The following is a 23,322-nucleotide window of genomic DNA, read 5'->3' as shown; positions in this document are numbered from 1 at the left end:
CGCTCGGTTCTACGGGCCACCTCGGCGATATTCTCCTCCTCGTCGGAGGCCTCACAGAGACGGCAGACCACGCGTCAGTTCGCGGACGGCAACAGTCCTGCAATATGGCCTTCCACGATTGTGCGAGCGGTTGTGGAGGTGACCGCTCCTTCCTCGGCGAGGATTGCCACTGCGAGACCGTCGCACAATGCCAGCAGTTCGGTCGCCCGAAGCATCGCTTCCTCAGGTTGAGCGATCTGCGGACGCAGTGCATCGGCCAGCTCGGACCGCAGGCGGCCCCACATGGCGGAGTTTATCTCCTTGACCGCAGGGTCCACGCTTGCTCGGGCGGAGAGTTGGAGCCAGACTCGAGCCGCCGGGTCATCGGGGTTCGAGGGCAAGAGCATGTCGAGCAGAGCATTACGCCGAGAGGTGGGGTTCTTGTCGGCGGTCGCCCGCTCGAATCTCTTGATTTCGCGCCGTGAGATCTCCCTCATGGCACCGACGAGCATCTGTGACTTAGTGGGGAAGTGATGTTGTACCGCGCCGATCGATACCCCGGTTCGAGTCGCCACTGTCCGCACGCTGAGTGCCTCGAATCCTCCTTCGGAGACGAGATCGATCATCGTATCAATCAGGTGTTGGGCGGACTCGCTGATGATCGGACCGCTGTGCTCATCCGCGTCGTTCATGGAACTGACGATACAGGCGATGGACCCCGAGAGCTGAACGCTTGAGCCAGTCGTCAGGATCGGGCAGGGAATCGGAACGCGGTCTGTCGGTGACGATGGCAAAACTTAGAGCAAGCACCCCCGCTCCTATAAGGGCGAATTCCACCGTCTCCATCAGCAAACCGATGATCTCGGTCAGTCCTTCATGGTCGTTGCCGAGGTCGATCGGCACGAACTGCATGACGATGCCGATGGTGGACAGTGCCAACCCGGTGATCACCAGCATCGTCACTGTTCTGCTTGCCGTGGGCCTGGCTGAGCCGACACCGTAGGAAGTACTGTGAGCAGTCTGCTTGCGTCCCGCTGCTGCTCCGATGAGCAGCAGAGCCACAGCGAGCGTGAGCAGACCGAACCGTCCGAGTGTCCACCCGTGAAGCTGCTCAACGAAAGTGGCTCCTCCAAGACTCCCGATCGCAGCCAGGCGCGTATCAGCAATACCGACCCCAGACGCGAGCAGCGCCACGACACAGCCAGCAATTCCCCATCCGGCGCCGACGGTGGCTCGGCGTCGATAGATGACAAGCAGAACGACTCCTGCCGCCGGTGCAAGCAGGCCCACGAGCTCGAGAATACGGAACACAACCACTCCCCAATACGTTCGTATTGTATGCACCATACGAGTGTATTGGAAGCGTGTCAAGGAAGCGGGTCATCCGAGGGAGACTGACCGGAAGTGTGCTCAGTCCCGTCGGTGTCTTTGTCCAATCTTGTCTGCGGCGACCACCGCAAGATCCCGATGCTGCCAGGTCACGCGGGGTGTCAGCCCTGCCTCGCTCAGCCACTCGAGTTGTTCGGCCAGCGGACTGGGGGTGTCGATGACCCCGTCGATCGGAGTGATCACATCAGCCGGATCGGGCGGAACGACGAGATCTGCGAGAACGAACCGGCCGCCAGGAACAAGGACTTGTTCGATCCGCGAGAACAGATCGGCCTTGCCCGCGCCGTCGAGGTGGTGCACGGCAAGTGTCGACATGACGAGGTCGAAGGGGCCCTCCGGCAGCGGATCCTGAAGTCGCCCGTAAGCCAGCGTCGTGCGATCCGGGGCGAGGACGCGAGACGCCCCGATCAGCATCTCCTCGCTCTCGTCGATGCCGAGAATATGAGTCTGCGGAAGCGCCTCGGCGACCCGTCGTGCCGTCAGTCCGCTGCCCACCCCGAGGTCGAGGATCGTCTGCGGGACGACCTCGACGACGGCCGCGACCAGTTCCTGCTGCAGACGCGGGTAGTCGGGGATCTCCTCGGCCATGACTTCGAGATAGGTGTCAGGATCCCATGCGAAATCAGACATGCTGTGCCCAGTCGTGGGAGCCGGCATCGACAACCTCGGCGGGGGTGGTGATCATCGGCAAAGTGTATTTCGCCGCTAGACATGGTGACAAGAGCTGATCGAGTAGTGGTGTCACCGCTGATGTGGTGACACTGCCGCACTTCGCAGGACCACTCCGATCAATTACCGCGTCGAATTGAACTCGCCGAGGATCTTACCCGGGTTGAGGTTCCTGCCCGGGTCGGTTGCGCGGAACAGCGAATCGACCATGAAGGCCCCGGGCTCCGTGATGTCGTCGACGATCCACGGTCGGTGCTCGGTGCCCACCGCGTGATGGTGGGAGAGCCCGCCGCCGGAGTCGATGAACTCCTGTTGCACGGCATCCTTGACTGTCTGGTATTCCCTGAGTGCCGTGTCCTCGCGGGCATAGGGCACGGCGAAGGTGAAGTACAGGCAGGCTCCTGCATGGTAGCTGTGAGACATGTGGCAGAACATGAAGCCCGGGCCGTCCTGCTGACTCCGGATCAGCCGAAACCGCTCATTGACCCGCGCATGGACGTTCTTGAGATTCGCCCAGGTCACCCCTGTCTCGCACACATCACCGAAGACCTTGTAATTGAGGAGGAAGTCACGCAGATATGGGGTATCGAATTTCTTCTGGTCGTAGACTGCTCCGGGGCCGGTTCCAAGGTCGATCCCACCGTGCCGTTTGACGATCTTCTTCACCTCGGCCCGTTCGCGCGCGACGGTCGCCTTCGATCCTTCGAAGCAGACATAGGACAGGCACATTCCCTCCGTTGTGTCCCATCCCTTCGCGCGCAGATAGGCGAACAGGGCATCCTGGACACGAGCAGTCGCCTTCGCCTTCGCAGTCGTCGCCTGGGAGACCATGGCAAGACTGAATCGCGTCTCCGGACCGTCCGAGAGGCGGGTGAAGCTGGGGGTGACCTCCGAGCGAGCGATGTCGTGCATGCTCTCGACCCCATGCGCCCAATCACGGTAGAGGTAGCCGACGACCTCGCGGACCTCGGGGTTGCGATGGACCTGAACCGTACACTCTGAGATGACTCCGAGGCGGCCTTCGCTGCCCAGAGCCATCTCATGGACTGATGGCCCCGAATCACGGCCCGGAATGGGCTTGCTGATCAGGACTCCGCGCGGATGGATCATGCGCAGTCCGCGTACGATGTCTTCGATATCGCCGTATCTGTCCGACTGCATCCCGGACGAGCGGGTGGCGGCCCAGCCTCCGAGCGTCGAATAGCTGAATGAGTCCGGGAAATGGCCCATCGTCCAGCCCCGAAGATTGAGCTGTTCCTCGAGGTCGGGCCCGTAGGCTCCGGCTTCGACGCGGGCGAGGCCCGATTGCTCGTCGACGTCGATGACTCTCCTCATCCGACCAAGATTGAGCGAGATGATGGGGCGCTCTTCGCTCGGATCCGGCGTGACGGAACCGGAGATGCACGAGCCGCCGCCATAGGGGATGAGCACGAGATCGTGGTCGAGGACGAGATCGAGTACAGCGGCGATCTCCTCTTCGCAGCCGGGATGGACGACAACATCGACGAGGCGGGTCATCCTTTCGTTCCGCACGCGATAGAGATCGGGCAGGGAGCGGCCGAAGGAGTGGATGACTCGCAGCTCGTCGTCGACGCTGACGTTGTCAGGACCCACGGCAGCGGTCAGTGCCTCGACGAGGCTCGACGCAACGCGCGTTTCCGGTACCTCGTGATCGCTGAGGTTCGGGGTGCCCGGTCGCGGCGCGTTCCACAGATCGAGACCGACCTTCTCCTTGGCGATCTCCGCGAAGTCCGGTTTGGTCTCCCAGACGAATTCAACGCCCTCGGCGCCCCATCCCCACCAGCGATGTCGCCTGACGTCGTCCACTCTCAGAGGCGTGTTCAATTCTTCATCCCTTCATCGGTGACATTGCGTCCGTCGGTGACAGAGCGTCCGTCGTGTCGTTGATCTGATCGAGGTGGACCGGAACCGTCCGCGCGGGCAGATGAGTCGTCGCCTCGGCGGTGGGTACTGGGAACGCCGATGTCGGTGGCGCCGGCAGCATAGAGATTCGCGACGCGGGTCTGCACCCGAGAAGTCAGCGAGGCGAGTGACTCGCCGGACTCGGGAGTGAGTGCTTCGCCGAAGACCACACGGACGGGAGGTCGGCCCGGCCGCGGCCAACCGCTGCCCTTGGGCATGGCTTCGAAGCCTCCGATTATCGCAGTCGGCACGATCGGAACCGCAGCGTCGGCGGCGAGTCGGATCGCGCCGACCTTGAAGTCAGCGACGACGCCATCGGTCTGTCGCCCGCCCTCGGGGAAGAGCAGGACGGGCACTCCGGCGCGCAGCAGTGCGCGAGGAGTGTTCGAACTGCCGTGCGAACCGCCGCGATGGACCGGGAAGGCGTTGAAGAGCCATCGCACAAAGAGCCTTCGGTACCAGACGGTGAAGAAGTAGTCGTGGGCGACTCCGGTGGCCAGGAATCGTGCCTGCTTCCGCGGCATGCTCTGCGCGATGATCGGCGCGTCCAGGTGAGAGGTGTGATTGGCGACGAGCAGGTACCCGCCGTTGAGCGCACGTACGCTGGGATCGAGCCTCACCGAGGGGCTGATGGTGGAGCGCAGCACACCGCGGAACAGGACACGTTGAAGCACGAAGCGCAGGGACGCGCGGAGGCCCGAGCGGTACTTCTTCGTCACCTGTGGGTGGAGGTTTTTTGCGTTCATCGACGGCTATTCGGAGCCGACGCCCGTTTCGGATGGGAGATCGGTGATGAAAATTTTACGGCCAGGTGTCGAAGGCGACCGGAGGGCGAGTCGAGCTCGTGAGTCAGGAGGTCGTGGATCCACCCTTGGCACCGGATCCATCGCCGGGCCCATCCGCGAGGACCTCGCCGTTCCGTCGGGAGGTGAGCAGCGAGGAGAGACGATGAACGGCCGGGCGAGGGGCGGCTCGCAGCGCCGCCACGATGATCTTCCACCGCAGCCCGGGGACGCTGATGGTCTTCCCCCGGGCGACGTCTTTGAGGCACTCTTCCACGAGCAGGTCCGGGTCCAGCCACAGGAAGTCGGGAATCGACGATCCGGCGATGCCCGCACGAGCATGGAACTCAGTGCGCACCCAACCGGGCACGAGTGCGGTGACGTTCACTCCCATTCCTGCTGTCTGTAGTGACAGTGCCTCGGAGTAGTTCTGCGTCCATGCCTTGATGGCCGTGTAATTGTTCTGTGTGAGGCCCGAGCTCACCGAGCAGACATTGATGATCCATCCTCGCCTGTGTCGGGCCATTGCCCGTGCTGCGGCGCCGCCGATGACGAGCACGGCTCGCTGCATCACTTCGAAGCCTCGATCGTGCTCCTCGAGTTCCTTCTCCAGCAGACTCGCGCGCACCGAGAACCCGGCGTTGTTGACGACGACGTCGATTGTGGGTTCGGCGCCCGGGTCCTCGACCCGCGCAGCCACCAGCGCCTGGTCGTGTCGGTCAGAGAGGTCGGCGACAATGGCCTCGACCCCTACACCGAACTCGCCGCGGATCTGCTCGGCAAAGGTGTCGAGGTTTGAGCGATCTCGGGCGACGAGCACCAGATCAAGACCCCGACGGGCGAAGGCGCGGGCGAAGGCAGCGCCGATTCCAGAGCTTCCGCCAGTGATAAGAGCCACATTCATACGGTTACGATACATGGATCCAATCCAAAAGCCGGACGGCGTCGAATCATTCTCGTTCCGCGAAGTCGGGACGCATGATCAACCAGAAACTCGTCACTCGAACCGATAGGCCGCACAATGAAACCGAGCCGCTTCCTCCTGACCGGTGCCACGGGGTTCCTCGGCCAAGCTCTTCTTCAGGCGATGCTCGAGAGCTTGCCGCATGTCACCATCACCGTCCTCGTGCGTGCACGTGGAGCGCAATCGGGACGCGACCGTGTACAACGGCTGCTCGGCAAACCGGTCTTCGCCGCTTGGACTGACCGGGTCGGCATCGCAGCGGTCCGAGAGGCGCTCAGCCGCCGGGTCGAGGTTCTCGAAGGGGACATGGTCGACCTGCCGCCACTGATCGAGCACTACGACGTTGTCATCCATTCCGCTTCGAGCGTGTCGTTCGACGCCCCGATCGACGAGGCTTTCCGCACGAACGTCGGCGGAGTCGAGCGACTCTACGATGCGCTGCAGGAGTCGAAGCAGGATCCGCACGTCATCCATGTCTCGACCGCCTATGTCAGAGGGATTTCGAAGGGCGTCTCCCAGGAACAGCGCCTCAACCACGACGTCGACCGGCGGGCCGAGCTCCGCTCGTCTCAACTGGCGAGAGAACGCGTCGAAGCCGAATCCCGCGACCCGGAGTCACTGCGCAGGTTCATCCGCACCGCTCGCACACAAAGCGCACGGATCGGACCCAAGGCGGTCGCAGCCTCCGCAGAGGCCGCCAGACAGAGCTACGTCTCAGATCGGCTTGTCGAATTCGGTCGCATGAGGGCCGAATCCCTCGGGTGGACCGATATCTACACCTTGACCAAGGCCATGGCGGAACGGGTAGGCGAAGAGGAGTGGGCCGAGAAAGGGCATCGGGTCTCGTTCGTCCGTCCCTCGATCATCGAATCGGCGCTCAGACTGCCGGCCCCGGGCTGGATCGACGGATTCAAAGTTGCCGACCCTCTCATCATGGCCTACGCGAACGGGAAACTGTCGGAATTCCCCGGGCACGCTGATTCTGTGCTTGACATCATCCCCGTCGACCACGTTGTCAACGTGATTCTCGCTCTGGCGACCCTCGGCGCCGACGACCGCGATGAGGGCGGTACGCAGGACGGCAGCTCGAGCTCAGAGGAATCGGGCGCTGCCTACTATCACGTCGTCTCAGGGACGAGCAACCCCTTGCCCTTCCACCAGATGGTCAGGACGGTTCGAGAGTACTTCCTCGATCGTCCGATCCCCGATCGCGAAGGCGCGCCCACTCACGTGCCCGAATGGAGGTTCCCGAACTCCGATCTCGTCGACGGGAAGATCCGGCTGAAGGAACTCGGAACCCGAGCCGGTCGGCGAATCATCGACAGGCTCCCTTCGTCCCGTCGCACCCGAGCTCTGGCCTCCCGTCTCGCCCGTGTCGACTCCGGGCTGAAGTCGCTGCACAAGTTCGCCGATCTCTATCGGCAGTACACGACGACGGAGATGATCTTCGACGACACAGCGACGAGACGATTGCAGTCCCGGCTGCCGGCTGACTATCCATCTGATCGTGGCTTCGACGTCACTGAGATCGACTGGCAACGCTATTTCAAAGACACCCACCTGCCGGCAATCACCGCACTGACCCGCAGCTACACGCGCAGTCGTGCCCAACCCGAAACAGACCACCGTGTCCCGGAACCGATACGTTCCGCCCCTGACGCATTGGCCGTCTTCGACCTCGACGGGACTGTCATCTCGGCGAATATCGTTGGACAGTACGTCTCCGTAGTCCGCGCGACCACACCGGTCTACCGCTGGCCAGCTGCCATGGCGGAGATCGCCGGCATCGTTCCCGGGCTGCTGCGTGCGGAATCACGGGATCGGTCAGAACTCATCCGCATGGTCAATCGTCGCTACCGGGGCTTTCGCCTCGACGAGCTGCGCAAGGTCATCGCCGACGGCCTGGGACAGAGAATCCGGGATTCGATCCGTCCGCAGGCCAAGGAGCTCATCGAATCGCATCGCGCAGCCGGTCACAGGACAGTGCTTCTCACAGGTGCTCTCGATGTGCTCGTCGAACCGCTTGCGGATCTGTTCGACGAGGTCGTGGCGACGCGCATGGATGTCACGGACGATGGAGTGCTCTCGGGCTTTCTCGCGACTCCGCCTCTTGTCGATGAGGCTCGCGCGAACTGGCTGCAGAAGTATTCTGAGGGGATCGGTGCGGACCTGTCGACGTCGGCCGGCTACGGCGACTCACTCGCCGACGCGGCGTGGCTCGAGCTCGTCGGCTACCCGGTCGCCGTCACCCCGGATCTCGGACTCTACGGATTGGCCCTGAAGAAACGATGGAAGGTGCTCGAATGGTGACGAACAATGCGATGCGCGATGTGACGGACGTTGACCGAGGCCCCGGAGGTGGGAGTGTGCCGGACGTGGAACATCCCCCGGGCCACGTCGATGGCAGACTGTTCTCCCAGGCCGAGCATCCGACCGTCCTGCGCACGGACTTCGACGTCCCGGAGTACCTCGCTGGCGCCCGCGGTCGCATCCCGGTCACTATCGACTCGGTCGATCTGGCCGAGGACACTGCTCGAGATCTCTCATTTCTGTGGCGACTCGAAAATTCTGCGCTGGCCGAAACGCGTGCCGTACTCGCGTCCTGGACAGCCAACGAAGCCAGGATCACGGCATTCATCACCGCGTGGGGATATGAGCGGTACTGGCTGGCGCGAGCGCTGCGCGACCTTCTCGAAGCGGCTCCGACCTCGTCGCTCCCTCGACCACGACCCACGCTGACAATGAGGCTGCGCGGTTCCTGGGTGGAGCGGGGGCTTCCGATCCTCGCTCCCGTCGTGGGCGGAATCGTCAAGGAACCGCTGACCGCAGGTCACATGGCACGACTCGCTATCCAGGAAGGAGCTCTGCAGGTGGCTGAGAATGCGCTGCTGCCGCGACTGCAGGGCGAGGCCGCCAGCGTGCTGTCGGAAGTCGTGAAGAGGCGAGATGAGATCATCAGGTTCTTCCGCACCGAGGCTATCGCCCGTATCACCCGCTCGCGGCGCGAAGCCGTCACCGCCCGACTCCACCTCGCACGGCCCTGGGCTCCGCTGCGTGTCGTCGGTGTGCCGGACCCTGATGAGGCCCGGGCACTGACGAGCATCTTCGCCGCAGGAGCCGATAGGAGAGGGCTCATCGAATCGGATGCGAATATCGGACGATACGTGCCCCTGACCTCGAAACCATCGGTGAATCAGATTCGGGCAGCGCTGGGAACCAACCGCAGAACCGACGCAAGGACTAGGAGAGAAAATGGCGTTTGACTTCGACAACTATGCCGAGACCTCGGAAGCGGTGACATGGTCAGACCTCGACTTCGACGTCTTCGACGACATGCCTCTGGACAGGGACACCCTTCGCTCCGTGCGCTATATGTGCGACGTCGAGTACCACACCACCTGCTTCGTCCGTGAGCTCCTGGTCACTCCCTCACATCGGGAAGATGCCACTGCAGCGTTCATGACCATGTGGAATCGTGAGGAGTTCTGGCACGGTGAGGCTCTGGCAGCCGTGCTCGAGAAGCATGGAATCCACGTCGACTACGACGAGGTCAAAGCCAAAAGGGCGAGCTTGGGCTGGAAGCTCGCCCTCGGACCTGCCAAGCAGTCGATCCTCGCAAACATGGTGGGCACGGACTTCGTTGCGGTCCACATGGCCTGGGGTGCGGCGAACGAGCTTTCGGCCACGGCCGGATATCGGAGGATGTCGGCGATGCAGGACCACCCTGTGCTCTCACCGCTGCTTGAGCGCATCGCCAAGCAGGAGACCCGCCACGTCGCTTTCTACACAACCCAGGCCCGCGAAAGACTTGAAGGCAATTCTCGTGCTCAGTCCTTCGTGCGGATGGCGTTGGGGAAGCTGTGGAAGCCGGTGGGATCGGGGATGATGGACGATGCCGAGGTCAAGCACGTCATGACGCACCTGTTCAGCGACCAGACGGATGAGCTCGACAAGTTGGACAAGCGCGTGCAGAAGCTGCCCGGTCTAAGTGAGCTGAGGATCTTCCGCAACGCCTTCGCCGGTCTGGGGATCGAATGACCTTTTCGGTGTTCACCGCAGACGAGTCTTCGGCTGCGTGAACGCCGTCGTGTCCACGTCGCGGTGCCCTGCGGCCACCGGGTAGAGTTCGATCCGGAGGCGTCCGAGTCCTGGTGGGCTCCCCGGTCTTCAAAACCGGTGAGACCGAGTATCTCGGTCTGGCGGGTTCGATTCCCGTCCGCCTCCGCCACCAGCATCGTCGCCGCACCTGTAAGCTCGGAGCTCGCGTCCGCAGCAGGACCCGACCGCAGTGAAGGAGAACGCAGTCTTGGCCGACACGGATCCTCGGCGCCGCATTCCGCGCACCGATCATCTCCTCGCCCTCCCTGAGGTCATCACCGCAGGTGAGAGACTGAGCCAGTCGACGATCAGGGCGATCATCTTCGAAGCTCAGGCCGCCGCTCGCGCCGGTGAGATCCCCGTCGCCGAGGTGGTCCCCACCGTCATCGAACACCTGAGTTCCCGTTCGGCCTCCTCACTGACTCCGGTGCTCAACGCCACCGGAATCATCGTCCACACCAACCTCGGCCGCGCCCCACTGTCTGCCGCAGCCCGGCGGGCCGTGGCCAATGCGACCGGCTATGTCGACGTGGAGATGGATCTGGACTCCGGTAAGCGCAGCAAGCGAGGGACTGGCGCGAAGCGGGCGCTTCTGCGTGCCTGCCCGGGGGCCGAGGACGCGCTGGTCGTCAACAACGGTGCCGCGGCGCTGCTGCTCGCCGTCACTGCACTGCGCGGTGACAAGATGTCAGGAAACGGCGGTTCTGCCGGTACGAGCGACGCGACGGTGGCAGGCGAGATCATCGTCAGTCGCGGGGAGCTCATCGAGATCGGTGCTGGCTTCCGCCTGCCCGATCTCATGGCGACGACCGGTTTTCGGATCCGGGAAGTCGGCATGACGAACCGCACCCATCTCGACGACTACGCCCGGGCCATCAACGGCCAGACTGCGAGTCTGCTCAAGGTCCACACGAGCAATTTCCGAGTCGAAGGCTTCACCGCCTCCGTCGAGATCGCTGCGCTGCGTGAACTCGCCGACGAACATGACCTCCCACTCATCGCCGATCTGGGCAGCGGACTCTTCGAACCTGACTCCTGCCTGCCCGACGAACCTGACATCGCCAGTGCGCTCGCCGCCGGAGCCGATGTCGTCATCGTCAGCGGCGACAAACTCCTCGGCGGCCCGCAGGCCGGACTCATCCTCGGCCGCAGCGATGCCGTGCAGCGCATCGCGAAGCACCCCCTGGCCAGGGCGGTGCGCACCGACAAACTCACACTCGCCGCGATCGAGGCCACGGTCGCGAACACCGAGAATCCGGTCCGTCAGGCCCTGCACATCGGCGTCGATCGACTCAGGGAACGCTCCGAATGCCTGGCCGGCCTGGTCTCCGGGACTGTTGTCGCCCACGACGGGCGCGTCGGCGGCGGGGGAGCCCCCGGCGTTCCCCTTCCCGGCTGGGCCGTCGAACTGCCCGAGGAGCTCGCCCGCCCGCTGCGCCTCGGCGATCCGGCAGTCGTCGCTCGAGTTCACCAGGGACGATGCCTCATCGATCTGCGCTGCGTCCCCGAAGCCGATGACGATCGAATCGGCGAGGCCGTGAACCGGGCTCGTGGGAACACACGGAACCACCTCGGCGACCAAGGTGCGGGTTTCGGCGATGATCCGGACCTCACGAACCATGACTGAGATGTACGTTCTCGCAACCGCCGGCCACGTCGATCATGGGAAGTCCACCCTCGTCAACGCCCTGACCGGCATGGAACCGGACCGCTGGGCAGAGGAGAGGAAACGGGGTCTGACGATCGACCTCGGCTTCGCCTGGACCACTCTGCCGTCCGGGAGGGAGCTCGCTTTCGTCGACGTTCCTGGGCATGAGAAGTTCCTCGCGAACATGCTCGCAGGCGTCGGCCCGGCCCCCATCGTGTGCCTCGTCGTCGCAGCGGACAAGGGGTGGCAGGCCCAGTCGAGTGACCACCGGGACGCGATCACCGCGCTGGGCATCACCCGCGGCCTCGTCGTCATCACCCGCGCGGACCTCGCCCCCGAGTCGCTCGCAGCGACAGAGGCTCAGATCAGAGCCGAACTGCGGGGCACACCGCTGGCTGATGCTCCGGTGCTCACCGTCTCCGCGACCACCGGGGACGGTCTCGACGAACTCGTCGCGACGCTCGATGCCGTCACCGCCGAGGCTCCTGCCCCCGACTCCGAGGCCCGACTGCGGCTGTGGGTCGACCGCGCCTTCACGATCAAGGGCGCCGGCACCGTGGTCACCGGCACGCTCACGGCCGGAACGCTGCACACCGGTGATCGCCTGCGCCTCGTCGGGGAGACCTCGGACGAGGTGACGGCCGTCCGTGGTCTGCAGAGCCGGAACTCCTCCGCCGAGGTGGTCGCCCCCAGTGCCCGTGTCGCCGTGAATCTGCGCGAGGTCACAGCCGATGATATCCACCGCGGTGACGCTCTCATCATCGACGATGCATGGCCGATCGTCGAGATCATCGACGTTCGCCGAACCATGGGCCAGCTGCTCGACGAGGGCGTGCACGGACTCATGCTCCACATCGGTACCGCAGCGGTCCCGGTGCACATGAGGCCCTTCGACGGCGACCACGCCCGCCTCACACTCGAGCGTCCGCTGCCGCTGCAGGTCACGGACCGGATCGTGCTGCGCAGCCCCGGCAGCCGCAATGTCTTCGCGGGAGTCGTGATCCTCGACGTCGACCCACCGGAACTGAACCGCCGAGGTGCCGGCACCAGGCGAGCCCTCGAGCTGACCGATCGTCCGGAGACCGGAGACATCCTCGCCGAGGTGGCCCGCCGGGGAGCCGTCGAACGGGCCCGACTTGTGCGTTTCGGATTGACGATTCCCGACGCCGTCGAGGGCGTTGAGGGCGTTGAAGAGATCGCTGGAGGATGGCTCGCCCACCGGCCGACACTCGAGAAGTGGGTCGAGGACGCGGGGACCATCGTGAAAGCGAAGCTGGCGGCAGAGCCTCTGGCTGCTGGTGTTCCCGAGAAGGCACTGGCCGAAGAGCTGCGCCGCGTCGACCCTCCATTGCCTGACGGCGGCGGTCAGGACCTCGTCGCTGCCATCGCCTCTCGCTCCGGCCTCGATACGGTCAAGGGCATGGTCCGCCCGCCCGGTCACACCGCTGGTCTGGGTCCGGCCGAGGCGAGCGTCGCCGAGGTGGAACGACGCTTGGCGGCCAATCCCTTTGCGGCTCCCGAGGCCGATGACCTGCGAGAACTCCGACTGGGAGTGCGGGAGCTTGCTGTCGCCGAGTCCGCGGGACGGCTCCTGCGCCTCGGCGACGGTGTGGTTGTGTCACCACGGACACCGGCACAGGCGATGCGGCTGCTTGCGGGACTGGACCAGCCGTTCACGACGAGTGCGGCCAGGAAGGCTCTGGGCACCACGCGGCGCGTCGTCATTCCCCTGCTCGAATACCTCGACGGTCGCGGTTGGACCCGCCGTATCGACAACACTTCACGCGAGGTTGTGAGGTAGGGCGACGCGCGCCTGAATGGAGTCTGACCCGCACCTTCGCGTGGCCCGATGGGCGGGCCGAGACCCTGGTCACGGGTGCGTGCGGGCGCCGCATGCTGCCGCAGAGCATCCAGCGAATTCTGAGCTGATGCTCACCAGTCCCTTCCGATTCGTTGCGGCGAACCTAAGCCACCTATGAGCGTCTCGGCATTGAACCGCCTTCCTGCGTCCGACAGTGTGGTGTGAGGCGATTACCGGAACATCCCTGTGCCGAAAGCAGGAAGCAGATGTGTGCCGAATCCGATCAGGACGCCGTCCGGGCAGCTCGCCCGATCCAACACGAAAGTGAGAACAGATGAAAAGCGTGCGCAAATTTGCGGTGACTGCACTGTCCGCTGCCGTCATCGCAGGGGGTCTCTCCTTGGGGGCGGCGAGCTCGGCCGCGGCAGGTCCGATTTCAGGGGCCGTCGACCAGTCGAGCGAGAACGCCTGGGGCGCCGGCCAGGACCAGGGCGACGGCACAGCCGTGGGCATCGACGATCCGGGTGAGCTCAGCTCCGAGCAGATCGACAATGCTCGCACCATCATCGGCGTCGGTAAGGGCGCAGACTTGTCGAAGAAGGCCCAGAAGATCGCCGTGATGACCGCACTGCAGGAGTCGAGCCTGCAGAATCTCGACGGCGGGGATCGTGACTCCGTCGGAGCGTTCCAGCAGCGTCCCTCGATGAACTGGGGATCGGCCGAGCAGGTGGAGGATCCCGTCTTCGCCTCGAAGTCGTTCTATGGAGTCAACCCCGACAGTCCCAATCCGGGTCTGACTCAGATCGACAACTGGGAGAACATCGACCCGGGTCAGGCAGCGCAGGACGTGCAGTCCTCGGCTTTCCCTGACGAATACGCGAAGTGGGAACCCGTTGCCGCGCAGCTCGTCGATGACAACCAGGACGTCGATGACATCAAATGAGGTCGTTCGCTGGGGAGTCGGCGATGATCGACCTCATCGCCGACGCAGTCAGCGCACGCCACTGATCACGAGGTGGGGTTGTCGGAAGCGGCTCGCTTCGCAGCCGGGCGAGGGCAACCTCGATGATCGCCGAGTGGTCAGGGAAAGCCTCGAGCGCGTGTCGTCCGGCACGTTCCTTGCTGATGATCTCCCCGGTCAGAAGGGTGTGGTGCATTCGCGCCGGCCCCAGCAGGCACCACTCCACAGTTCCAGCTGACAAGGTGCGTCGACCTCTGCGGGCGCTTTCAGCAAGCGGAACCCAATACTCGCGGACGTTGCGCGCCACCCAGTTACGGAGTTCACCCAGCTCGGAGTCGAGACTCCAATCCGAGACCGGGCCGCCGCGGACGGAGATGCCGCCGTCGACGAGTTCCTTCCAGATCACCGGATTGACGTCGAACGCGCCCTGAGAGTCGAAGACCTCGCCTACGTGAGACGCGACCGGGTGGATCTCGGTCACCGCACGGGTGATCTCGGACTGCCAGACGAACACGGTGTTGCAGCATGCGCTGAACCCCATACAGCGTGCAGCACGGACGGTCAGACGGGGCACCTGAGAGAGATGCAGAAACCTCAAGCGGACCATGAGGCTGCGGTGGTCTTTCCACTCATCGCTGAGGACAGCGATGACATCGATATCGCTGCGGCCCGGTCGGTAGGCATCAAGGGCGATGGACCCACCGACTGCGCATGCGGTGACCGCACCCGGCAGCAGTCGGTCGGCGACTCGCAGATAGGACTCGACTGAGTGAGCAGCTTCCTCAGGCAGGGTCGAGTCCATGGGCCAAGAGTACTGCCTCGGCCTCGGCCGCAGTGCGTCGACCGCAGTGCGGCTTCGACACGCCGCGGGACCAGCACAATTCAACAGCCGTTGGCTCCGTGTTCGTTGCAGGCGACATTGTCTCTTCGAGAGGCTGGAGCGGGGGCGAGTTTTCAGAGGGCCGTGTGTTTCTCGAGTGAGGATATTGTGCGCGGACCTACCGCTCAACACAATGCCCATTGCTCTATTGAGCCGATTTCAGGAGAATCAGAACCGATGAAACTTGCACGAGCATTAGCGGTGACAGCACTTTCCGCAGGCCTCCTCGCCAGCGGCGCGTCCGCGGCGACCGCAGTGCCTGCGGAGACCCTTCCTCCTACGAGCAAGGCCCCTGATGGCGGTGAAGGCGCCAGGCCCCAGGACACCAGTCAGCTCTCGCAGGAGAAGATCGACAATGCTCGCACCATCATCGCCGTCGGCAAGGGCTCTGATCTCTCGGCGCAGGCGCAGAAGATCGCAGTCATGACCGCGCTGCAGGAATCGAGTCTGCGGAATCTCGACAGCGGCGACAAAGACTCTGCCGGACTGTTCCAACAGCGGCCGTCATACGGTTGGGGGACCCACGAGCAGATCACCGATGCGGTGTACGCCTCGAAGTCCTTCTACGGAGTCAATCCTGAGTGCTCGAACCCGGGGCTGCTACACATCGCGGGGTGGGAGACGATGGATCCCGGTGCCGCGGCCCAGGCGGTCCAGGGCTCAGGGCATCCCGACGCCTATGACAAGTGGGAGACGCTGGCCGAAGAGCTCGTCGACGAGAACCAGGACGTCGAGCCCGTCAATTGACGCACCTATGTGTCCCGGCCGCTGCGAGCTCAGCTCACCCCAGCGCGCCAGCGGCCAGCCGTCGCACCACCTCGGTGAGGTGATGCAGGCCGGACACGAGGTCCCCGTCCTTCGTGAACTCCTGCAGGCTGTGCGAGACGCCGCCGACGCTGGGCACGAAGAGCATCACCGTGGGCACGGTGTCCTTCATGTTCGTCGAGTCGTGTCCGGCCACGGTCATCACCCGCGCCGAGGTGAGTCCCAGGTCCTCGGCCGCTGACCGTGCCAGCTCGACCCCGTCCTCGGAGTACGGGTTCTGATCCCAGCTGTGTTCGGCGACGATCTCGATCTCGACACCGACCTCTTCGCGGACCTGGGCGACCGTGGACATGAGGGACTCGTGGGCGGCGGCGATCACCTCGGCGCTGGGGGAGCGCAGGTCGAGCAGCAGGCCGACCTCACTGGCGACGACGACCGGGGAGTTGGGGTAGACGTTGAGCTCACCGCACGCCGTGTGCAGCGCCCCGGGTTCGAATTCGTCGACGAGTTCACGCGCAGCGACGACGAGGCGGGCGGCACCCAGCAGTGCATCGCGACGATCGCTCATCAGCGTCGAACCGCTGTGGGCCTGCTCGCCGGTGACGCGGAACTCGAACTTATGAGCAGCCCACGTGGCGTTGACGAGGCCGATCGTGACTCCGTCCTCCTCCATGCTGCGGCCCTGCTGGACATGGATTTCGGCATAGGCTGCGATCTCCGGCGCGGTGAAGTCGCCCCGCTCACCGATCGCATCGAGCGCCTCGGCGACGGTGACACCATGAGGGTCGGTGGTGGCCAGTGCCGCCTCGAGCTCGGCCTTGCCGGTGAAGACATTGCTGCCCATCATCGACGGTTTGAAGCGCGATCCCTCTTCGTTGAACCAGTTGATGACGGCGAGGTTGTACTTGGCCCTTGTAGGGTCGGCGCGAAGTTCGTCGGCGACGGCGAAGCAGGCGTGGGCCGAGGACATGACGCCATACGCCCCGTCGAAGCGGCCGGCGGTCGGCTGCGAATCCATGTGCGATCCGGTGAGGACATACGGGGCGCCGGGAACGAGTTCGAGCAGACCGAACTGATTGCCGATCGCATCCCGGTGCACGCTGAAGCCGTGCTTTTCCAGCAGCTCGGCGAACCATCTGCGCTGCTCACCGTCGGCCGCGCTCGCCGCCTGACGATCCACACCGTTCGTGCCCTCGACGGCTCCGAAGCGCGAATGCACCGACCAGTCGGCGAGGAAGTCGTCGTCCCGGTCGGTCTGCGTCGTCGCTGGTGAGGAAGTTGGAGTCTGCGAGTGGGGAGTCTGCGTCATGGTTTGTCCTTTGCGGGATTGTGGGGACTGTCGTGGATGGCCGGGGAATCGTCAGACCGAGATCTCGTCGGCGGCCGGGGGCATGAGCTCGGAGTCGATGAGGACATGGACGAGCGCCGGACCGTCTGCAGCCAGGGCTCGGTCGAGCGCGGCCTCGAAGTCCTCGGTCCGCTCGACCCGTTCGCCGTGCCCGCCGAATGAGGACATCCACACTGCGAAGTCGGGGTTGACCATGCGGGTGCCCGAGGGGCGCCCGGGATAGTGGTTGACCTGGTGCGCGACGATTGTGCCGTACACGCCGTTGTCGACGACGATGACCAGCGGCTTCGCCCCATGAGCGAAGGCCGTGGCCAGCTCCTGCCCGTTCATGAGGAAGTCACCGTCACCGCAGATCGCGACCGCGCGACGCTCTGGGAAGACGAGCGAGGCAGCGACCGCACCGGGAACGGCAAGGCCCATGGCTCCGTTGCGGGCGCCCACGAGGCTCGCCGGCTCAAGGTGCCGGATGAACCTGTGGCCCCAGATCGTGGCATTGCCGGCTCCGTATGTCAGAACCGCAGAGCCGCCGAGGCGGTCGTCGAGGATCCCGAACGCAACCCCGAGATCGACCCCAGGACGAGCACCGGCAACCTCGGCGTCGGGCCTGTGCTCGGCGACCTGGGACTGCACGGCTGAACGCGACTCCATCCACGCATCGGCGCGTTCTCCGCGCAGGTCTGAGGCATCGATCGAGCTCAGAGCCGTGACGAAGCTGCGTGGGGAGGCCAGGATCTGCTGGTCGATGCGCCCGGCATGCTGGGTTGCCTCCGGGTCGAGCCCCACGATGACAGTCTCCGCGTCGAAACCGCGGGTGTAGCCGTCGCTGGCGACATCGGATCGGGTGGCGCCGACGAAGACGAGGAGGTCGGCATCACCGTATCCGGCTGCGACCGCCTCGGTGCGGCCATACCCCAACCATCCGGCCCACGCGGGTCCGGTGTGGGGGACGGCGTCGTAGGCGCGCCAATCGCAGAAGACCGGGATTCCCGCCGAGGCGGCCAGGTCGAGCAGTGCGCGGCCGTGGCCTTCGTGCCACCCGTCCCCACCGAGGACGAACGCCGGTTTCTGCGCGGCGGCCAAGCGGGCGCTGAGCGATTCGAGGTCGGTGGCCGAGGGCTGAGGTTCGGCGATCGGAGCGGGTGTCGTTGCTGGTGAGTCGGTCAGGCGGACAAGGACGTCCTCGGGCAGACCCACGACGACGGGGCCGGGGCGACCGGATGCGGCGATGCGCAGGGCATCGGCAGTGAGGTCACCGGCACGGTGCTCGTCGTCGACGATGATGACCTTCTTCGCGGTGGAGGAGAACCATTCAGCCAGGCTGAATTCCTGGAACGATTCCCGGGCCCGGTCCGCGATGGGCACGAGTCCGACGAAGAGGACGAGCGCGGTGGCGTCCTGGTAGGCGGTGTGCACGGAGATCATCGCGTTCGCGGCACCCGGACCACGGGTGACCATGGCGATTCCGGGTCGCCCCGTCAGCCGTGATTCGGACAGAGCCATGAACCCTGCGCCGCCCTCCTGCCGGCACACGACGGTCTCGATGGGAGAGTCGTAGAGTCCGTCGAGGACGTCGAGGTAGCTTTCGCCGGGGACCGCGTAGATCCGCTCGATTCCGGCGTTCTCCAGGGAGTTGACGATGAGGTGACCGGCCGAGCGGGACATGCGTGTGGGCCCTTTCGTGAAGGTGAGTGCAGATGGGTGCTGGTGGTGGGAGTGTTGGTGCTGCGCCGTCTGTCCTCAGTGCTTGAAGCCGGGCAGGTCGACGCTCAGGCGCGGTGCGATGGCTCCGGCGAAGGCCGTGAACAGGGACAGGAAGGCCAGCATCGCGGCGGCCGGCCACCAATGATCGGACGCCGCGGCGACGAACCCGGTAGCGAGCAGCGGAATGAATCCGGAGATCATGCCGGCGACGTTCTGTGCCAGGGCGACACCGGTGTAGCGGGTGCTGGCGGGGAACAGGCCGGTCATGACTGTGCCCGAGGCGGCGTAGGGCAGTGACAGCGTGCCGACCGCCAAGGTCATGGCGAGGACGACGAGAACCGGGTTCCCGGATGCGAACATGAGGAAGGCAGGAGCCGAGACCACCGCCGAGGCGATGCCGCCCCACAGGATGACCTTGCTGGCCCCGAACTTCGTTCCGAGCGCTCCGCCCCAGATGAGGGCGAAGATCTCGACAGCGGCGGCGACCATGCTGCCCAACAGCAGAAGCGAATCGTCGTAGCCGAGGACGTTCACGCCGTACCAGACGCAGAATGCGGTGACGAGGTAGAAGCCGCCGACGCCGAGGAGGGCCGCGGCCATGCCGACGATGATCTGCTTCCAGCTGTCGCGGAAGGTGGTGCGCACGGGACTCTTCTCGAGTTCGTCGGACTCCTCGAGCTGGCGGAAGACCGGGGATTCTTCGAGGCGGCTGCGGATGTAGACGGCGACGAGGAGGAGTGGGATGGCGGCGAGGAACGGAATGCGCCAGCCCCAGGCGCTGAAGCTGTCCGCCGACAGGATCAGGGTCATGATGAAGAAGCCGCCCGAGGACAGGATCGTGCCGATGGGCGATCCGATCTGCGGGATTGCGGCGTAGCGTGCGCGCAGGTGAAGCGGGGCGTTCTCGACGACGAGCGTCATAGCGCCAGACCACTCGCCGCCGACGAAGAGTCCCTGCAGGATGCGCAGGAGCACGAGCAGGACAGGTGCCGCGAAGCCGATCGCGGCGTAGGTCGGGAGCGCGCCGATGAGGCCGGTGACGATGCCGATGCCCACGATCGTGACCATGAGGACTTGACGGCGGCCGAGCTTATCGCCGATGCGGCCGAAGATGAGTCCGCCGATGGGACGGGCGGCGAGACCGACGCCGAAGGTTGCGAAGGATGCCAACGCAGCGGCAGTGGCGTTCTCGCTGGTGAAGTACTGCACGTTGAAGACCAGTGCCGCAGCCGCGCTGAAGAGGAAGAAGTCGTACCATTCGAGCGCGGTGCCAAGGAGGGCGCCGAGCGCGACCTTGTTGGCGTCTTTGACGCTGAGTTCATGAGTTGCGGAGTATTCCGCCGCAGCTGTGGGGTCGGTGTGGCTCATGTTTCTCTCCATCGAATGCAGGACTGGGTGGCAGGGCTGGGTTGCAGGGCATGGTCGGCTAGGGCATTCAACCTGTAACTTAGAACACTACAGAGTGAGATCGCACGATTTCGAGTATCTTTTGCCCCGAGATCCCGGTTGCTGATTGTGCATCTGCACAGCCTTCCGCACATAGTCTAGGACTATGCCGCCAACACACGAGAGACAGCTCAAGGATCAGCCGCTGACCGGTGACCGTCAGCGCTGGATCGAACTCCTCGACGCCCTCGATCTCGAGCAGCTCACCGAACGGTTCATGTCCCGAGTCGTCAGGGTGCCAGGCTACGATCCCGCCCCGATTCCGGTCTCGGAGCTGAGACGGACCGGGCTCGTCTCGTTCCAGTCTCTCGTCGAAGGCCTGCGCGCCGGCGGTTTCGACGGCCCGGTTGCGGTGTCCACGGAGGTCGGGGTCTCTCGCGCTCGTGCCGGGATTCCGCTGGAGGCGCTGATGACGGCGATCAGGCACGACTTCAACGTCTTGTGGGAGGCACTGACCAGGGTCGCGACGCAGGATGATGCGGAACTCGTCATCCGGCACACCGGGATCGTGCTCTCCACCGTCGACGAATACGTCTCCCAGGTCCAGCATGCCTACACGGCTGAGCGGGAGCGGATGCGCGAGGAGGAATCCTCCGTCCGGCAGGGGCTCATCGCGGGACTCTTCGATGATCTCAACCCGACGGACGAACGCCTGGCCACGATCGCCTCGGCGCTGGGCCTCGACCCGGACGGTCCGCTGCTCGTCGTGGCCGCGCGCGGTGAGGACACCTCGGCGCTGCGGGTTCTCGTGTCTGATCATGAGCGCGCGGGCGGGACCATGTTCACGCACCACCTCGGCGATGTCCTCATTGCCTTCGCCGGGTCATCCGAGCTCTCCGGGTCGCGATTGGAGACGGTCGAACGTCGGCTCGCCGAGGCGCGGGTGGGCCTGGTCAATACCCGGGGAATCGGGTCCCTGCGCAGGTCAGCGCTGACAGCTAGGGATCTGGCGCAGGTGCTCACCGTCGCCGAGGTGGGGGCGATGACCTGGGAGCGCGGCTGGGCCAGATTGGCTGCTCAGGCGCTGAACGCGGCGGGGAACTCCATCGTCACCGACGTCGAACGGGCGCTCGCCGTCTGCGGAGAGGGCGAACGTGAGCGCCTCGTCGAGGCCGTGCACACCTACCTGCGCTCGGGGAGCATCGGGGCGAGTGCCGCCGAGCTGTTCTGCCATCGCAATACGGTGGCCAACCGCCTGCGCCGATTCGCTGACCTGACCGGAGTGGACCCGATGATCCCCGCCGAGGCGGCCCGCCTCGTTGTCGGGTGGGCGTGAACCGCAGCGCCGCCACGGAGATGAGGATGCGAGCTTGCCAATGCGTCGGTATGACGGCCGATGTTCAGGTGATGCTGGTATGAATTGAGAATTCAACTACCGGAGGTAGGCGCCTCAGTGAGACGTCATGGGGAGATATCGTGAGCACACAGACGACACGGCCACTCGATCACCTGGGCTTCATCCATCTGGTTCCCTTTGATCGCAGCGACCCGGCACGGGGGTTGCAGGAGGGCATCGAACTCTTCAGGTTTGCAGAGGAGCTGGGCCTCGACAGCGGCTGGGTGCGCACCCGGCATATGCAGTACGGTCTGCCGTCTCCGGCGGTGTACTTTGCCGCGCTGGCCCAGTGTACGGAGCGCATCGGTTTGGGGAGCGCAGTGATTCCCGTCGGACATGAGAACCCCTACCGCCTGGCCGAAGACCTCGCTGTCGCCGAAGTGCTCTCCGGAGGGCGAGTGCTTCCCGGGCTGAGTGTGCATCCTCCTGCATTCGCCGAGGAGGTCAACGATCTGGTCTTCGACGAGGGCTGGCGCGGCAATGATTTCAGCTACCGCCGCATCGAGCGGTTGAGGGACTTCCTCGCCGGAGCTCCAGTGCGAGAGAGGCCCGAGTATCAGGGATTCGGGGGAGACATCGATTCCGAACGTGTCGAACCGTACTCACCAGGGCTCTCGGACAGGCTCTGGTATGGCGGTGGTTCTCTGAAATCAGCCACCTGGGCCGGAGGTGCCGGGCTCAACTGGCTGATGAGCAACATCTCGTCCGCCGAGGACGGGATCGAGGACTTCTCGCTCAACCAGGCCAACCAGATCGAGACCTTCCGCAAGGCCAGGACCGGTGGCGCCGGAGCTGAGGGTTCGGGCGGCGAAGGCCGAGTCAGCATCGCCCGGGTCATCGTCCCCACCGATGGTGCCAGCCCTCATCAGGTGAGGAAGTATCGCGACTATGCGGAGGCCAGGACTCCGCGGACGAAGAAGGTCCACGGCAAGAACACGATCATCGCCACCGATGTGCTGGGGTCGAACGAGGAGATCGTCGATCGGCTGCTCAGCGATCCGGCATTCGGGCAGTCCGATGACTACCTCTTCGAGCTGCCCTTCGAGTTCGAACTCGAGGATTGGATGCACATCCTGCACCAGCTCGCCACCGAGATCGGACCGAAGCTGGGGTGGACGCCGGATACGTGAGTGAGTCGGGGTCGGCGCCGTTGGGGCAGTCGCGAGCAGTCGTTCCTCAGCCGAGGCGATGACGGAGGATGCCGAGGAACTCGTCGGCGCGTTCGACCTGGCGGGCGAGTTTCTCACGTCTGGCATCGGCATCGTCGAGCAGTGCCAGCAGCTTTCGCCGAGCCTCAACTCGTTGTTCCTCGGGAGAGTCGCCCTCCAGGATGTCCAGGTGGGCCAGCAGCTCGCCCATCTCGGTGGTGGAATAGCTGAGGGCCTTCATCCGCCGGATCGTCATCAGGCGACGGAAGTCCTCGTCGGTGTAGACGCGGAAACCACCCTCGGTCCTGCCCGTGGCAGGAATGAGCCCGATGTCTTCGTAATGTCGCAGAGTCCGTGAGGACAGCCCCGACTTCTCCGTCATCTCACCGATGTGCATGCCGTGCACCCTTTCGTCGCCTCCGGTCTCGCTGCTGACTTGTGCCAGACTCGCCGTGTTCTCGCTGCGGTCCCGCTGTGGTCTCGC

20 protein-coding genes and 1 tRNA gene are annotated in these 23,322 nt (G+C 64.7%); 10 read left to right on the top strand and 11 right to left on the bottom strand.

What is annotated here, in order from left to right; all coding sequences use genetic code 11:
* Window positions 1-74: 74 nt before the first annotated feature.
* The 6 genes from HX613_RS10330 to HX613_RS10305 all read right to left on the bottom strand — a co-directional run bounded on the left by HX613_RS10330 (window position 75) and on the right by HX613_RS10305 (window position 5,646).
* The gene (locus HX613_RS10330; protein WP_235345247.1) at window positions 75-671 is read right to left on the bottom strand and encodes a TetR/AcrR family transcriptional regulator; all 597 of its coding nucleotides are present in this window, start codon (window positions 669-671) and stop codon (window positions 75-77) included.
* The gene (locus HX613_RS10325) at window positions 655-1,290 is read right to left on the bottom strand and encodes a hypothetical protein (protein WP_235345246.1); all 636 of its coding nucleotides are present in this window, start codon (window positions 1,288-1,290) and stop codon (window positions 655-657) included. The genes HX613_RS10330 and HX613_RS10325 overlap by 17 nt, the downstream gene beginning before the upstream one ends.
* Before the next feature lie 99 nt (window positions 1,291-1,389).
* Entirely contained in the window at window positions 1,390-1,998 is a 609-nt protein-coding gene (locus HX613_RS10320; RefSeq protein ID WP_235345245.1) for a class I SAM-dependent methyltransferase, read from the bottom strand.
* A gap of 162 nt (window positions 1,999-2,160) precedes the next feature.
* Window positions 2,161-3,864, bottom strand: coding sequence for an FAD-binding oxidoreductase (locus tag HX613_RS10315; RefSeq protein WP_235345244.1), 1,704 nt, complete (start codon window positions 3,862-3,864; stop codon window positions 2,161-2,163).
* A gap of 14 nt (window positions 3,865-3,878) precedes the next feature.
* Window positions 3,879-4,706, bottom strand: coding sequence for a lysophospholipid acyltransferase family protein (locus tag HX613_RS10310; RefSeq protein ID WP_235345243.1), 828 nt, complete (start codon window positions 4,704-4,706; stop codon window positions 3,879-3,881).
* 103 nt (window positions 4,707-4,809) lie between these two features.
* Window positions 4,810-5,646 (bottom strand): SDR family NAD(P)-dependent oxidoreductase, encoded by an 837-nt coding sequence (locus HX613_RS10305; protein ID WP_235345242.1) that lies wholly within the window; start codon window positions 5,644-5,646, stop codon window positions 4,810-4,812.
* Between the two features lie 117 nt (window positions 5,647-5,763).
* Between HX613_RS10305 and HX613_RS10300 the strand changes: the two genes are divergently transcribed.
* The 7 genes from HX613_RS10300 (at window position 5,764) to HX613_RS10270 (ending at window position 14,196) form a co-directional block, all read left to right on the top strand.
* Complete coding sequence (locus HX613_RS10300) at window positions 5,764-8,016, top strand: SDR family oxidoreductase (protein WP_235345241.1); 2,253 nt, start codon at window positions 5,764-5,766, stop codon at window positions 8,014-8,016.
* On the top strand, window positions 8,010-8,969 hold the full coding sequence (locus HX613_RS10295; RefSeq protein ID WP_235345240.1) for a hypothetical protein: 960 nt from the start codon (window positions 8,010-8,012) through the stop codon (window positions 8,967-8,969). The genes HX613_RS10300 and HX613_RS10295 overlap by 7 nt, the downstream gene beginning before the upstream one ends.
* A complete protein-coding gene (locus HX613_RS10290) occupies window positions 8,959-9,744 on the top strand; it encodes a ferritin-like domain-containing protein (protein WP_235345239.1) in 786 nt (261 codons plus the stop codon). Before HX613_RS10295 ends, HX613_RS10290 begins: the two co-directional genes overlap by 11 nt.
* A gap of 95 nt (window positions 9,745-9,839) precedes the next feature.
* Window positions 9,840-9,934: transfer RNA gene (locus HX613_RS10285), tRNA-Sec, on the top strand.
* A 78-nt stretch (window positions 9,935-10,012) separates the two neighbouring features.
* Window positions 10,013-11,431, top strand: a complete 1,419-nt coding sequence (selA, locus tag HX613_RS10280; RefSeq protein WP_235345381.1) for an L-seryl-tRNA(Sec) selenium transferase — start codon at window positions 10,013-10,015, stop codon at window positions 11,429-11,431.
* Between the two features lies 1 nt (window position 11,432).
* Window positions 11,433-13,253: a selenocysteine-specific translation elongation factor gene (selB, locus tag HX613_RS10275; RefSeq protein WP_235345238.1), complete on the top strand. Its 1,821-nt coding sequence runs from the start codon at window positions 11,433-11,435 to the stop codon at window positions 13,251-13,253.
* Window positions 13,254-13,587: 334 nt separating this feature from the next.
* Window positions 13,588-14,196, top strand: coding sequence for a hypothetical protein (locus tag HX613_RS10270; protein ID WP_235345237.1), 609 nt, complete (start codon window positions 13,588-13,590; stop codon window positions 14,194-14,196).
* On the opposite strand, the gene HX613_RS10265 is transcribed toward HX613_RS10270, so the two are convergent.
* Window positions 14,189-15,016, bottom strand: coding sequence for an aminoglycoside adenylyltransferase domain-containing protein (locus HX613_RS10265; RefSeq protein WP_235345236.1), 828 nt, complete (start codon window positions 15,014-15,016; stop codon window positions 14,189-14,191). The genes HX613_RS10270 and HX613_RS10265 overlap by 8 nt on opposite strands.
* A 255-nt stretch (window positions 15,017-15,271) precedes the next feature.
* Here HX613_RS10265 and HX613_RS10260 point away from each other — a divergent pair, with 255 nt between their 5' ends.
* The gene (locus HX613_RS10260; RefSeq protein WP_235345235.1) at window positions 15,272-15,841 is read left to right on the top strand and encodes a hypothetical protein; all 570 of its coding nucleotides are present in this window, start codon (window positions 15,272-15,274) and stop codon (window positions 15,839-15,841) included.
* Between the two features lie 34 nt (window positions 15,842-15,875).
* Here the strand turns inward: HX613_RS10260 and HX613_RS10255 are convergent, their stop codons facing one another.
* The 3 genes from HX613_RS10255 to HX613_RS10245 form a co-directional block, all read right to left on the bottom strand.
* Window positions 15,876-17,168, bottom strand: coding sequence for a M20 family metallo-hydrolase (locus HX613_RS10255; RefSeq protein WP_235345234.1), 1,293 nt, complete (start codon window positions 17,166-17,168; stop codon window positions 15,876-15,878).
* A 51-nt stretch (window positions 17,169-17,219) separates the two neighbouring features.
* The gene (locus HX613_RS10250; RefSeq protein ID WP_235345233.1) at window positions 17,220-18,869 is read right to left on the bottom strand and encodes a thiamine pyrophosphate-dependent enzyme; all 1,650 of its coding nucleotides are present in this window, start codon (window positions 18,867-18,869) and stop codon (window positions 17,220-17,222) included.
* A gap of 75 nt (window positions 18,870-18,944) precedes the next feature.
* Window positions 18,945-20,276 carry an MFS transporter gene (locus HX613_RS10245; protein ID WP_235345232.1) on the bottom strand — a complete coding sequence of 444 codons (1,332 nt, stop codon included), beginning with the start codon at window positions 20,274-20,276 and terminating at the stop codon, window positions 18,945-18,947.
* A 184-nt stretch (window positions 20,277-20,460) separates the two neighbouring features.
* Between HX613_RS10245 and HX613_RS10240 the strand changes: the two genes are divergently transcribed.
* Window positions 20,461-21,630, top strand: a complete 1,170-nt coding sequence (locus HX613_RS10240) for a helix-turn-helix domain-containing protein (RefSeq protein WP_235345231.1) — start codon at window positions 20,461-20,463, stop codon at window positions 21,628-21,630.
* A 140-nt stretch (window positions 21,631-21,770) separates the two neighbouring features.
* On the top strand, window positions 21,771-22,820 hold the full coding sequence (locus HX613_RS10235) for an LLM class flavin-dependent oxidoreductase (RefSeq protein ID WP_235345230.1): 1,050 nt from the start codon (window positions 21,771-21,773) through the stop codon (window positions 22,818-22,820).
* Window positions 22,821-22,866: 46 nt separating this feature from the next.
* On the opposite strand, the gene HX613_RS10230 is transcribed toward HX613_RS10235, so the two are convergent.
* On the bottom strand, window positions 22,867-23,235 hold the full coding sequence (locus tag HX613_RS10230) for a MerR family transcriptional regulator (protein ID WP_235345229.1): 369 nt from the start codon (window positions 23,233-23,235) through the stop codon (window positions 22,867-22,869).
* Window positions 23,236-23,322 lie beyond the last annotated feature (87 nt).

Source organism: Brevibacterium sp. UCMA 11754 (assembly GCF_021532275.1).
Lineage (GTDB): Bacteria > Actinomycetota > Actinomycetes > Actinomycetales > Brevibacteriaceae > Brevibacterium.
The sequence above is the reverse complement of the archived record's forward strand: the minus strand, read 5'-3'. Positions and strand labels throughout refer to the sequence as shown.